The sequence below is a fragment of the Acidovorax sp. 93 genome (assembly GCF_003633835.1).
GTDB classification, from domain to species: Bacteria; Pseudomonadota; Gammaproteobacteria; order Burkholderiales; family Burkholderiaceae_C; genus Acidovorax; species Acidovorax facilis.
In genome coordinates, this window is sequence record NZ_RBIT01000001.1 from 1,819,872 (window position 1) to 1,832,332 (window position 12,461).

The following is a 12,461-nucleotide window of genomic DNA, read 5'->3' on the forward strand; positions in this document are numbered from 1 at the left end:
GCCCGCAAAACCCACCAGAGCCCGACCATGATCACCACCCTGTTCTTCCTCGCCGCCTTGATGGTGGGTGTGCCCATCGGCGTATGCCTGTGCCTGTCGGGCGCGGTGTACATCCTCAGCATCGGCAGCCCGGTGCTGTTCCAGTCGTTCCCCATGCAGATGTTCGGCGGGGTGGACAGCTATGGCCTCATCGCCATCCCGCTGTTCATCCTGATCGGAGAGATCATGAACAGCGGCGGCATCACGCGGCGGCTGGTGGACCTGTCCATGGCCTTCATCGGCTCCGTCAAAGGGGGGCTGGCCTACGTGAACATCCTGGCCAACATGCTGGTGTCATCCATCATCGGCTCGGCCACCGCGCAGGTGGCCATCATGTCGCAGGTCATGGTGCCAGAGATGGAAAAGCAGGGCTACGACAAGACCTTTGCGGCGGGCCTCACGGTGTACGGCGGCATGCTCGGGCCCATCATCCCGCCCTCGGTGATGTTTGTGGTCTACAGCGTGCTGGCCCAGGTGGCCGTGGGCGACATGCTGATTGCCGGCATCCTGCCCGGCGTGCTGCTCACCGTGCTGTTCTTTGTCGTGATCGCGCTCATGGGCTTTGTCTACAACTACCCGCGCAGCGAAAAGCGCACGCTGGCCCAGCGCGCGCGCACCGTGGTGCAGGCCAGCCCCACGCTGCTGATCCCCATCATCATCGTGGGCTCCATCCTGAGTGGCCTGGCCAACCCCACAGAATCGGCCGCCGTGGGCGCGCTGGCCTCGGCCCTGGTGGGTCGCTATGTGACCAAGGAGTTCCGGTTCAGCGCCATGCCGGCCATCCTGCTGCGCTCGGCCATTTACTCCGCCATCGTGCTGTTTCTGGTGGCGGCAGCGGCCGTGTTCTCGTGGTTGCTGATCTACGGCAAGGTGCCTCAGATGGTGGCCGCCTGGGTGCAGACCGTGGCACACGATCCGGTCACCTTTTTGCTGCTCACCAACGTGATCCTGCTGGTCATCGGCACGGTGATCGACGGCATCCCCGGTCTCATCATGACCGCGCCCATCCTGCTGCCGATTGCCACCGAGGTCTATCACATTGACCCGCGCCACTTTGGTGTGGTGATCGTCGTCAACCTGGTGCTGGGGCTGATGACTCCGCCCGTGGGCCTGAGCTTCTTTGTCGCGTCGGCCGTCACCGGGGCCAAGCCCGGAAAGATGTTCATCGTCACGCTGCCGTTTTTCATCATCAGCTGCGTGGCGCTGGTGATGTTGTCGCTGTTCCCCAGCCTGTCGCTCGGTTTGCTCAAGTAGCCCGCCGAGCAACAGATCCCCCGTCCCCCTCCCAAGGTTCTTTCACACGGAGTTCACCATGACGACCACGCCCGCCCACACTGTCACCCGCCGCCATTTCATCCAGCGCCACGCCGTGGCCGCTGCCACCGTCACGGGGCTGGGCTTTCCAGCGCTGGTACGTGCAGCCGATGCCAAGGAATTTCGCCTGGGGCTGATCACGCCTGCGGGCCACTCCTGGAACCGCGCCGCGCTGCAGTTTGGCGAGGCACTCAAGAAGGAAACTGATGGCCGACTGAGCGTCACGGTCTTCCACTCGGGCCAGCTGGGCAACGAAGCGGCGATGATGCAGCAGCTGCAGTCCGGCGCGCTCGACATGGGCTGGATCCAGGCGGCCGAGCTCGGCTCGCGCGTGTCCAGCATCGCGGCGATCAATGCTCCGTACCTGGTGCGCTCCACGCCTGCCGTGGCCAAACTCGTCAAACACCCCTCCGCCACCAAACTGCTCGAAGTGCTGCCGCGCGAGACCGGTACCATCGGCCTGGGCTGGGGCATCACCGGCATGCGTGCCGTGTTCTCCACCAAGGACATCGCCGTGCCCACCGACATCAAGGGCATGAAGCTGCGCATCAACCCCACGCCGGTGTACCGCGACTTTTATCAAATGCTGGGCGCCGCCCCCACGCCCATCCCCACGCCGCAAGTGTTTGATGCCATGAGCAACGGCCAGGTGGATGGGTTGGAGGCGGACATCGAGTTCTCGTGGAACCAGCGCTTCGACAAGGTGGCCAAGACCCTGCTGCAGATGAACGCCCTGTTCATGCCGTTCGCGCCGCTTGTCTCCGGCCGCATCTGGCAAGGGCTGGATGCCAAGGACAAGGACATCATCCGCAAGCTGGTGGCCCAGTCGCTGGATGCGCAGATCAACGACATCGTGACCACCGAGGCCGGGCTGATCGAGAAGTTCAAGGGCACGTCCATCGCCTTCAAGACGGCATCGTCCTTCAACCCCGACGGCATCATCCAGGAGTTCGACAAGCTGTGGCTGCCCAAGGCGCCGCAGATTGCCGAGCTGCGCAAGGCGGGCGCAAGCCTCTGACAGTCCGCAAGGGTCACCGGGGCCGCATCCCATAAGATGCGGCCTCCCGCAACGTCCTTCACGCCCGATGACACTCCGCCGCCCCTCCCCCCAGCAAGACCCCGCGCCCAAGCGGCGCGCGGCGGACGTGGCCTACGACGCCATCGAGACCATGATCTCCACGCTGCAGCTGCAGCCCGGCAGCCCCGTGGTGGAGGCCGAGATCGCCGAAAGCACAGGCCTGGGCCGCACGCCGGTGCGCGAGGCGCTGCTGCGCATGGTGTCCATCGGGCTCATCGTGCAGCAGCCCCGGCGCGGGCTGCTGGTGTCGCACATCGACCTGGCCGACCACCTGGACGTGATCCAGACCCGCCGCGTGCTGGAGCGCCTGCTGGCCTCCAACGCCGCACGCCGCGCCACGGCGCCGCAGCGCCAGGCCATCGTGCGCTGCGCCGAAAACATGGTGCAAGCCGCAGCGCGCGGACACCTGGACGACTACATGCTGGCCGACCATGAACTGGACCTCGTCACCCACCAGGCCAGCCAGAACCACTCGGCCGTCAAATGCGTGCAACCGCTCATCGTGCAGTGCCGCCGTTTCTGGTATGCCTACCAGCACGAAGGCGAGGTGTCAGAGGGCGCCCGCGCGCACATGCAGTTGGCGCAGGGCATTGCCAGTGGCGACGAAGCTCAGGCCATTGCCGGCGCGGAGCAGTTGATGGAGTATCTGGAGCGGTTTGCGCGGCGCATCATTGACCGGTAGCACGCGCCACCACGCACACAGCGCCTGCAACCGCGTGGACAGCCTCAGTTCCAAAGGGCAATTGCTCTAATTTTTATAGCTTATTGCGCTTTACCAATAAGCGCTAGCGGCCAAAAAGGCTCAAATTTTTCACCCCAGCAGCGGCAACAGCAGGCCTATTCCGACACTTGCTGGCCCAGCAGAATGCGCTGCTCCAGAAAGCGCCACAGGCGCTCGTCCTGGCTGAACGCCACGTTAAACCGCAGCCAGCCCGTGGGGCGCGGCTCCACCAGAAACAGCTGACCGGGGCCGAGCATGATGCCCGCACCCGTGGCTTCCTTCGACAGCTCGGCACTGTCGGGCAGATCAGGATGGCGCGCCCACAGGTACATGCCCGCCTCGGGCTCGTGAAACAGCTCGAACCCCAGGTTCAGCAAGCGCCGCCCCACCGTGCGGTGCGCCTCGGCCAGCCGCTCGCGCAGGGACTTGAGGTGCTTGCGCCAGCGCCCGTCGGTCACCACCCCAAAGGTGATGCGCTCGGTGATCTCTGACGAGGTCAGGCCCGAGATCATCTTGAGCTGCACCAGCTCATCGAGCAGATCGCGCCGCGCCGCCAGAAAGCCGGTGCGCAGGTTGGGCGAAATCGTCTTGGAGAAACTGCCCAGGTAGATCACACGGTTGAGCTGGTCCAGGCTGGCCAGCGAGGGGCGCACACCGGGGTCCATGTCGGCATAGATGTCGTTCTCCACCAGCATGAAGTGGTGCTGCTCGGCCAGTTGCAGCAGCCGGTGCAGGTGCGCCACGGATGCCACAGAACAGGTCGGGCTCTGCAGGCGCGGTTGGGTGAAAAACACCGTGGGTTTGTGCTCGGCCAGCAGGGACTCTAGCGCCGGTAGGTCGTAGCCGGTGGCGGTGCGCGGCACACCCACCACCTGGGCTCCTGCAAAGCGCAGCATGAACAGCAGGTTGGGGTAACCCGGGTCGTCCACCAGCACCACGTCACCAGGCTTGACCATGCGGCGCGCCACCAGGTCCAGTGCCTGGCTGGAGCCTTGGGTCAGCAGCACCTGGTCGGCGTCCACCGCCAGATGGTGTTCGGCCAGCGACTCGGCCACCACCATGCGCAGCGCCATGTGGCCGTGGGGCAGGCCATAGCCATCCAGCTCGGGCCCGTCGGACGACAGCTGACGCATGCTGCGTTTGACCGCATCGCCAAACAGCCAGTCGTGAGGTAACCAGCCGCAGCCCGGTTTCATGGGCAGGTTGCGGTTTTCAAAAATTTGTTTGAGGTACCAGCGCGCATCAAAACGGGGCACCGGCCGCTCGGGCGCACCAGTACCGGGCGACGCGCCCTCATCGCCCCGTCGCTTCACAAAAAAACCTGCATTGGCGCGCGACACCAGCCAGCCCTGCGCCACCAGGCGGTCGTAGGCCTCGACCACGGTGAACACGCTCACGCCGTGGGCTGCCGCAAAGGCGCGGATGGAGGGGAGCTTGGCACCAGGTTTGAGCACCTGGCCAGCGATGAGACCCCGCAGGCCATCAACGATCTGGCTGACCAGCGGTGTCTGAAGATCCGGGCTGAGAGTGAGCATCAAAAGAACAGGGAAAGGGGCCAAATTGTGCACCGGGCCAACACCCGCGAACTCAGGGATTGCTTGTACAGGACGGGGCACCTGCACAGTGTGCTCCCGTCAACAGCGACGCGTGCCTGGAGGTACCACCGCTGAGCCCGCATTCGGTCCGGCCGGGTTGCCCTATTGTCCGTCAGCCCCACCTACCCTGGGGCAGCGGTCTCCAGCGATTTGCAGGGCTGTGGGATTCTTGCGCGTTGATGACGCCGCGCTCGAAAAGGCCCGCAGACCGTGAACGGTAGCGCCCAACCGATGGGCGGTATTCAGTCTTTTGTCCGATGCAGCGGCTATCGGATTGCATCCACCGCCTGTCCCTTTTCCGCCGCCGCGATGCGCACACACCCATGCCCCAGCGATAGGCTTGCCCCCCAACTCGATTGGCATCGGTGACCGCAAATCGGGTTTGAAAACCAATACCCAACACACCGAGGGACACCCATGCTGACACGAACATCTGAACTCAACTCTTCACGGATTTTTCAACCCAGGCCATGGGCCATTGCCTTGGGTCTATGCCTGGGCACAGCCACAGGCCCTGCACTGGCGCAGGCGACCCACACCCCACCGGCAGGCTACAAGCCGTGCGCCGTCGAGGGACAGAAATGCAGCTTCAGCGGCGCAGCCAACGTGGTCTATGGAGCAGGCACGACCTGGACCAGCCCCCGCAGTTTCACCAACGGTGTCAGTTGCAGCAACGCCACCTTTGGCGACCCCCTGTGGGGTGTGCAAAAGGCTTGCTATGCCGGCGCACCGTCGCCAGCTCCTGCGCCCGATCCCGTGCTAACAGCACCGCCACCGGGCTACACCTTGTGTGCCGTCGAGGGGCAGCAATGCAGCTTTACCGGTACGGCCAAGGTGGTCTATGGAGCTGGCACCACCTGGACTGCCGCGCGCGCATTCACCAACAACGTGATGTGCAACAACGCCACCTTTGGCGACCCCCTGCGGCAGGTGAAAAAGGCGTGCTACGTCAGCAGCCCCGTCCCAACGCCCGCCCCGCCCGCCCCACCGCCAACGCCTCCGGCACCGCCTGCTCCACCGGCGCCTCCGCCAGCACCGACGCCCGGTGGCTCCGTAACTTACTACTTCTCGGACTGCCAGGCGGGCGCCGCCACCGGTTGTGTGCCAGGGAGCAATTCCAACCCCGGCACGCAGGCGGCACCCAAGCAGAACCTCACGGGGATCAATGTCAACACACTGCCTGCGGGCACAGCACTGCTTTTTGCGCGCGGCGGTGCCTGGGTGGTGGGTGTCACCACGTTCGAGAACATGAACGTCCGCGCAGACGCGCCCCTCACCTTCGATGCGTATGGCGCAGGGCCCGCCCCCCTCCTCAACACCAACAACAATGCCATCGCGCCCTTTGAGCTGGGAGGGCGCTATGCCAACACCTCCAACGACGGCGGCTACGTGTTCCGCAATTTGCGGATCCACGGCTCCAACAACTCGGCCTGGGGCTTCTGGCTGAGTGGCAATGTCCGCGACATCGTGATTGAGAACGTGGAGATATCCGGCTTCCAGATTGCCATCCACTCGCAGGCACGCGCTCCCCACGGTGTGAACAACGTGCTGATCCGCAACAACCACATCCATCACAACGGAAGCATGGGCATCCTGGGCCAGTTCCGCAACAGCGTGATCGAAGGCAACCTGATCGAGGCCAACAACTTCAGCGGCAGCGGCTTCAACCACGGCACCTACCTGTCGGGCAGCCATGGACTGAGTGGAACCAACGTCACCTTGCGCAACAACCGCTACATCCGCAACTCGGTGGTCAATGGCATCTGCCAAGGGGGCAACATGACCTTCCACGGCCAGATGGACGGCGTACTGATTGAGGGCAACCGGATTGAGCAGGATGCTGCGACGGATGGCTGCTGGGAGATGTCGATCACGCAGGGGTATGACTCGGCCGAATGGTTCCGCAACTTCGTGGTGCGCAACAACACACTCATCAACGCCGGCAACACGGGCATGGCAGTGCAGTCGGCACCCGGTATCGTGATTGAAGGCAACGTCATCATCAATACGCAGACGACCTTCCAGACAGCCATCAATGTGGGCCACACCGAATTCCAGAATGGCGATGTACCCGATGGAAACGCTGTGGTGCGTAACAACATTGCGTGTTTCCCCACACCCCACGCGGGCAGCACGGTGGTGCGCGTGATTGCACCGAACAGTGTGGTCACGAACAACGCCATGGTGACCGGGGCGGCTGCAACGACCGGGGTGTGCGCCCGGTAGCAGAGCGTTCATGTTTCGGCCGGCAGAGGCCTCGCAGCACGCTGCGAGGCCTTTTTTGTTCTTAGAACCTGTTCAAGATCTTTTCAGGGTCGCACAAGTACCTTGCCGGGATGGGATGCAAGGCGCGGTGCGCAGTTGATAGCTTGGCTATCAGCAAGCGCCGCAACGCCGCAGACCGCCCGGCAAGGCACTTGCCCGCAGGGTTGGAGTGAAATCGGGCGATTGGACGGCTCAGCTGCTTGCATGGGCATGAGCCCATGCGGCGCATCCGAAGCTTCCACGTCCATCACGATGGCACTCCAATGCGATCCCTGAAAAGATTTTGAACAGGTTCTTACGCACCGTTTTGGAAGATGGCAAGCGGCCTGCCGCGGCATACCGATACAAGACCCTTCAATCCCCCGAGTGCCCGGTTTTCCTGCAGATCAGCGTGGGGGATTGCACTACGGCTACGCAAAAGGGGCTGCATTGTGCACCGTGTTGGCGCACACCAAATCAGGGATTGCCTGTACAGGATCGAGGACCTGCACAGTGCGCGCAAAACAGCATGCCGGTGTACATGGACGGGCCGTGGCGCGAATTCCAGAATTCGCCCATTCCTTCATTTCGTGTTCAACCCACCCGCCCACCGCCATGCAGCAAGACCGCCACTTCACCAACGCCGCCCTCCTAACCCGCCGCCATGCCGCTGTGGCCCGGGGCGTGGGTCAGGCCCATGAACTCTTCGTACACAAGGCGCTTAACGCCGAGCTGTGGGATGTGGAGGGCCGCCGTTTCATCGACTTTGCCGGTGGCATCGCCGTGCTCAACACCGGCCACCTGCACGCCGGAGTGATCTCTGCAGTCAAAGCCCAGCTGGAGCTGTACACCCACACCTGCTTCCAGGTGGTGGCGTACGAGCCCTACGTGGAAGTGTGCGAGCGCCTGAACACCCTGGCCCCCGGCGCGTTTGCCAAGAAGAGCCTGCTGCTCACCACGGGCGCCGAGGCCGTGGAAAACGCCATCAAGATCGCCCGCGCCTACACCAAGCGCCCTGGCGTGATCGCCTTCACGGGCGGCTACCACGGCCGCACCAACCTCACGCTGGGCCTTACCGGCAAGGTCGCGCCTTACAAGATCGGGTTCGGCCCCTTCCCTGGCGAGATGTACCACGCCCTGTTCCCCAACGCGCTGCATGGCGTCAGCGTGGAGCAGGCCCTGCATTCAGTGGAGCTGATCTTCAAGAACGACATCGAGCCCGAGCGTGTGGCAGCCTTCATCCTTGAGCCCGTGCAGGGCGAAGGCGGCTTCTACGTGGCGCCACCCGAATTCGTCACCGGCCTCAAGGCCCTGGCAGACCGCTACGGCATCCTGCTGATCGCCGACGAAGTGCAGACCGGCGCTGGCCGCACCGGCACTTGGTTTGCATGCGAGCAATGGCCCGTGGCGCCCGACCTCATCACCACTGCCAAATCACTGGCAGGCGGCTTCCCCCTGTCTGGCGTGGTGGGCCGCGCCGACGTCATCGACGCCCCTGCAGCCGGTGGCCTGGGTGGCACCTATGCGGGCAGCCCCGTGGCCTGTGCCGCAGCGCTGGCGGTGATCGATGCGTTTGAAAAGGAAAACCTGCTGGCCCGCAGCCAGGACATGGGTGCGCTGCTGGTCAGGGCACTGAAAGAAATGGCCGCCACAGTCCCCGCCATCGGCGATGTGCGCGGCCTGGGTGCCATGGTGGCGATCGAGCTGTTCGAAGACGGTGATGTCCACCGCCCCGACGCCGCACTGACCAAGAAAGTCGTCGCCGAAGCCGCCAAGCGCGGGCTCATCCTGCTGTCGTGCGGCACGTATGGCAACGTGATCCGCATCCTGGTGCCGCTGACCGCCTCCAACGAGCTGCTCGAAGAGGGCCTGGCCATCCTGGCCGACAGCTTTGCCGCGCTGGGCTGACATGCGACCCGACCTTCATTCTGCTTACAAGGTGCCCCCAACCATGAACCCATCAGCAGAGCCCCTGGTCCGCTTCAGCGGTGTGCAAAAGACGTACGACGGTGAACAACTGGTGGTGCGCTCGCTGGACCTGGACATCCAGCGCGGTGAATTCCTGAGCCTGCTCGGGCCCTCGGGCTCGGGCAAGACCACCACACTGATGATGCTGGCGGGGTTTGAGTCCCCTACTGCGGGCGACATCCTGCTCGATGGCAAGCAGATCACCGGCACGCCGCCCCACAAGCGCAACTTTGGCATGGTGTTCCAGAACTACGCGCTGTTCCCCCACCTCACCGTGGGTCAGAACGTGGCTTACCCGCTCACCGTGCGCAAGGTGCCCAAGGCCGAGCAGGCCGAGCGTGTGAAGAAGGCGCTGGACATGGTTCGCCTGACCGGCATGGCCGACCGCCTGCCCACTCGCCTGTCGGGCGGCCAGCAGCAGCGCGTGGCGCTGGCCCGCGCCCTGGTGTTCAACCCCCAGCTGGTGCTGATGGATGAACCCCTGGGCGCGCTGGACAAGCAGTTGCGCGAGCATATGCAGATCGAGCTGAAAGAACTGCACCGCCAGCTGGGCGTGACCTTTGTCTACGTGACCCACGACCAGGGCGAGGCCCTGACCATGAGCGACCGCGTGGCGGTGTTCAACGAAGGGGTCATTCAGCAACTCGCCGATGTGGAAACCCTGTACGAAGCGCCATCCAACCGATTCGTGGCCGGCTTTGTGGGCGACAACACGGTGCTTTCGGGCACCCTGCAAGGCGCGGGCGCCGACACCGCCATCCAACTGCCAGGCGGCTACCTGTTGCCGGGTGTGAACGTGAACCAGGCCGCACTGGGCTCTGCCGTACACGCCTGTGTTCGGCCCGAACGCATCGTGCTGCATGCGCATTCCGAGTACCCCAAAACATCGGCCATTCCCGCCACGGTGGCGCGCGCCATCTACTACGGCGACCACCTGCGCCTGATGTGCGACCTGGGCCATGGTCAAGAGCCCGCCACGGTGAAGGTGGCGCTGGCTTCGTCCGCTAGCACCCCCCATCCACAGCCGGGTGATGCCGTGCTGCTGGAGTTCCCCCCGGTCTCCACGCGCATTTACGCGGTCTGACCACCGGCACAGCCACACCCTTTTCCCGTCCCCTGTTCCTCCACAACCCTAAGGAAAAACTGCACCATGAAAAAGAGTCTTATCGCCTGCGCCTCTCTGGCCGCCTGCCTGGCACTGCCCAGCTTCGCGCAGCAGCAACTGACCGTCGTGAACTTTGGTGGCGCCAACGCCAACGCGCAGAAAAAGGCGTTCTACGAGCCCTATGAAAAGCTGGGCAACAAGATCGTGGCCGTGGAATACAACGGCGAGCAGGCCAAGGTCAAGGCCATGGTCGAGGCCAAGAAGGTGACCTGGGACGTGGTGGAGCTGGAGTCGCCAGACGCTGCACGCGGCTGCGACGAGGGCCTGTATGAAAAACTCGATTACAGCAAGATCGTGAGCAAGTCCGACCTGCTGCCCGCTGCGGTGTCCGACTGCGCCGTGGGCATCTTCGTGTGGTCCACCGTCATGGCCTACAACGGCGACAAGCTCAAGACTGCCCCCACGAGCTGGGCCGACTTCTGGGACACCAAGAAGATCCCTGGCAAGCGCGGCATGCGCAAGGGTGCGCGCTACAACCTCGAATTCGCGCTGATGGCCGATGGCGTAAAGCCCGCCGACGTTTACAAGGTGCTGGCCACGAAGGACGGTGCCGACCGCGCCTTCAAGAAGCTGACCGAACTCAAGCCCAACATTCAATGGTGGGAAGCAGGTGCCCAGGCGCCGCAGTTCCTGGTGGCGGGCGACGTGGTGCTGACCACCGTGTTCAACGGCCGCATCGACGCGGCCAACCGCGAAGGCCGCAATCTCAAGATCTACTGGCCCGGCGGCATCTATGACCTGGACTACTGGGCCATCCCCAAGGGCACACCGAACAAGGACGCGGCGGTGAAGTTCATCGCCTACACCATGCAGACGGCCAACCAGGCTGCTTACGCGCAGAACATCGCCTATGGCCCGGCCAACACCACGGCCCTCGCCAAGCTGGACAAGAAGGTGCTCGACGACCTGCCTACCTCGGCGAGCAACGCCAAGGAAGCCATCCAGTTCGGCGTGAGCTTCTGGGCCGACCAGGGCGAGGCGCTGGAGAAACGCTTCGCCGCCTGGGCCACCCAGTAAGTCAGTAACCCGCACCCTCGGAGCGCAAGACACCATGCAAGCCTCTTCTGCCATCGCCCCCGCCGCGCTTGCGCTGGACGCCCACGCACCCGGCGCACTGCGCAAGGCGCTGTCGCGTGCCGAAGCGCGGCGCAAATGGCGGGCCTTTGCCCTGACCCTGCCCTTGCTGGTGTTCTTGCTGCTCACGCTGCTGGTCCCCATTGCCGCGCTGCTGCAGCGCGGCGTGGAGAACCCCGAGGTCGCCAACACGCTGCCCGCCACCATCGAGGCCTTGCATGGCTGGGACCGCCACGAGGCACCAAACCCCGCTGCCTATGCCGCGCTGATCAAAGACCTGGCCCGCCTGCCCGACAGCTCTGATGCAGGCGCCCTGGCGCGCCGGCTGAACTCGGAAGTGCCCGGAGCGCGTTCGATGGTGATGGGCGCTTTCCGCGCCCTGCCCCTGCAGGGCACGCCCGAGTCCATCCGCGACCAGCTGATCGACAAGGATGCACGCTGGGGCGAAGCGCCTTTCTGGCATGCCATCGCCAAAAACGGGGCGCGCTGGACGCCCGACTACCTGCTCGCCTCGGTGGACCTGCAGCGCGATGCGCTGGGCCAGGTCGAACGCATGCCCGAGGAGCAGCGCGCGTTTGGCGGCATCCTGCTGCGCACCTTTCACATCAGCTTTGTGGTTACGGTGCTGTGCCTGCTGCTGGGCTACCCGCTGGCCTGGTGGCTGGCCTCGCTGCCCGCACGCCAGGCCAATGTGCTGATGATTCTGGTCCTTGTGCCGTTCTGGACGTCGATCCTGGTGCGCGTGGCCGCATGGATCGTGCTGCTGCAGTCCGAGGGGCTGGTCAACCGGGGGTTGATGGGCCTGGGCGCCATTGCCGAGCCTTTGCCACTGCTGTTCAACCGCACGGGCGTGGTGATTGCCATGGTGCACATCCTGCTGCCTTTCATGGTGCTGCCGCTGTACAGCGTGATGAAAAGCGTGCCCCCCACCTACCTGCGCGCTGCGGTGTCGCTGGGCAGCTCACCCATCGCGGCGTTCTTCCGGGTGTATGTGCCCCAAACCTACCCGGGCATTGGTGCTGGAGCGCTGCTGGTTTTCATTCTGGCCATCGGCTACTACGTAACGCCCGCGCTGCTGGGCGGGGCCGATGACCAGATGCTGAGCTACTACATCGCCCGCTACACCAATGTGGAAGTGAACTGGGGCATGGCCTGCGCGCTGGGCGCCCTGCTGCTGGCCGCCACGCTGGTGCTGTACAGCGTGTACCGCCGGTTTGGCAAAGCCGAATTGAGTCTGGGCTAACCACATCAAAAGACACTCAC

The 12,461-nt window shown here is 64.2% G+C and carries 9 protein-coding genes; 8 read left to right on the top strand and 1 reads right to left on the bottom strand.

Translation table 11 applies throughout. The features are described from left to right. Window positions 1-27: 27 nt before the first annotated feature. The 3 genes from C8C93_RS08275 (at window position 28) to C8C93_RS08285 (ending at window position 3,113) form a co-directional block, all read left to right on the top strand. The gene (locus C8C93_RS08275) at window positions 28-1,293 is read left to right on the top strand and encodes a TRAP transporter large permease (protein ID WP_056744573.1); all 1,266 of its coding nucleotides are present in this window, start codon (window positions 28-30) and stop codon (window positions 1,291-1,293) included. A 58-nt stretch (window positions 1,294-1,351) separates the two neighbouring features. Further along, the gene (locus tag C8C93_RS08280; protein ID WP_108498414.1) at window positions 1,352-2,371 is read left to right on the top strand and encodes a TRAP transporter substrate-binding protein; all 1,020 of its coding nucleotides are present in this window, start codon (window positions 1,352-1,354) and stop codon (window positions 2,369-2,371) included. Window positions 2,372-2,438: 67 nt separating this feature from the next. Next, window positions 2,439-3,113, top strand: coding sequence for a GntR family transcriptional regulator (locus C8C93_RS08285; RefSeq protein ID WP_055398092.1), 675 nt, complete (start codon window positions 2,439-2,441; stop codon window positions 3,111-3,113). A gap of 155 nt (window positions 3,114-3,268) precedes the next feature. Here C8C93_RS08285 and C8C93_RS08290 read toward each other — a convergent pair whose 3' ends face one another. Continuing rightward, window positions 3,269-4,687, bottom strand: coding sequence for a PLP-dependent aminotransferase family protein (locus C8C93_RS08290; protein ID WP_121506535.1), 1,419 nt, complete (start codon window positions 4,685-4,687; stop codon window positions 3,269-3,271). Between the two features lie 477 nt (window positions 4,688-5,164). Here C8C93_RS08290 and C8C93_RS08295 point away from each other — a divergent pair, with 477 nt between their 5' ends. The 5 genes from C8C93_RS08295 to C8C93_RS08315 all read left to right on the top strand — a co-directional run bounded on the left by C8C93_RS08295 (window position 5,165) and on the right by C8C93_RS08315 (window position 12,441). Further along, window positions 5,165-6,973 carry a right-handed parallel beta-helix repeat-containing protein gene (locus C8C93_RS08295; protein WP_147433743.1) on the top strand — a complete coding sequence of 603 codons (1,809 nt, stop codon included), beginning with the start codon at window positions 5,165-5,167 and terminating at the stop codon, window positions 6,971-6,973. A gap of 633 nt (window positions 6,974-7,606) precedes the next feature. Next, window positions 7,607-8,899, top strand: a complete 1,293-nt coding sequence (gabT, locus tag C8C93_RS08300) for a 4-aminobutyrate--2-oxoglutarate transaminase (protein WP_121506537.1) — start codon at window positions 7,607-7,609, stop codon at window positions 8,897-8,899. 43 nt (window positions 8,900-8,942) lie between these two features. Continuing rightward, window positions 8,943-10,043 (top strand): ABC transporter ATP-binding protein, encoded by a 1,101-nt coding sequence (locus C8C93_RS08305; protein WP_121506538.1) that lies wholly within the window; start codon window positions 8,943-8,945, stop codon window positions 10,041-10,043. 66 nt (window positions 10,044-10,109) lie between these two features. Continuing rightward, window positions 10,110-11,141: an ABC transporter substrate-binding protein gene (locus C8C93_RS08310; protein ID WP_010458579.1), complete on the top strand. Its 1,032-nt coding sequence runs from the start codon at window positions 10,110-10,112 to the stop codon at window positions 11,139-11,141. A 34-nt stretch (window positions 11,142-11,175) separates the two neighbouring features. After that, window positions 11,176-12,441 carry an ABC transporter permease gene (locus C8C93_RS08315; protein ID WP_121506539.1) on the top strand — a complete coding sequence of 422 codons (1,266 nt, stop codon included), beginning with the start codon at window positions 11,176-11,178 and terminating at the stop codon, window positions 12,439-12,441. The last annotated feature ends 20 nt before the right edge of the window (window positions 12,442-12,461 follow it).

Coding starts and splice junctions, on each gene's coding strand:
- C8C93_RS08275 (WP_056744573.1), top strand. CDS start 28: ATGATCACCACCCTGTTCTTCCTCGCCGCCTTGATGGTGGGTGTGCCC.
- C8C93_RS08280 (WP_108498414.1), top strand. CDS start 1,352: ATGACGACCACGCCCGCCCACACTGTCACCCGCCGCCATTTCATCCAG.
- C8C93_RS08285 (WP_055398092.1), top strand. CDS start 2,439: ATGACACTCCGCCGCCCCTCCCCCCAGCAAGACCCCGCGCCCAAGCGG.
- C8C93_RS08290 (WP_121506535.1), bottom strand. CDS start 4,687: ATGCTCACTCTCAGCCCGGATCTTCAGACACCGCTGGTCAGCCAGATC.
- C8C93_RS08295 (WP_147433743.1), top strand. CDS start 5,165: ATGCTGACACGAACATCTGAACTCAACTCTTCACGGATTTTTCAACCC.
- gabT (WP_121506537.1), top strand. CDS start 7,607: ATGCAGCAAGACCGCCACTTCACCAACGCCGCCCTCCTAACCCGCCGC.
- C8C93_RS08305 (WP_121506538.1), top strand. CDS start 8,943: ATGAACCCATCAGCAGAGCCCCTGGTCCGCTTCAGCGGTGTGCAAAAG.
- C8C93_RS08310 (WP_010458579.1), top strand. CDS start 10,110: ATGAAAAAGAGTCTTATCGCCTGCGCCTCTCTGGCCGCCTGCCTGGCA.
- C8C93_RS08315 (WP_121506539.1), top strand. CDS start 11,176: ATGCAAGCCTCTTCTGCCATCGCCCCCGCCGCGCTTGCGCTGGACGCC.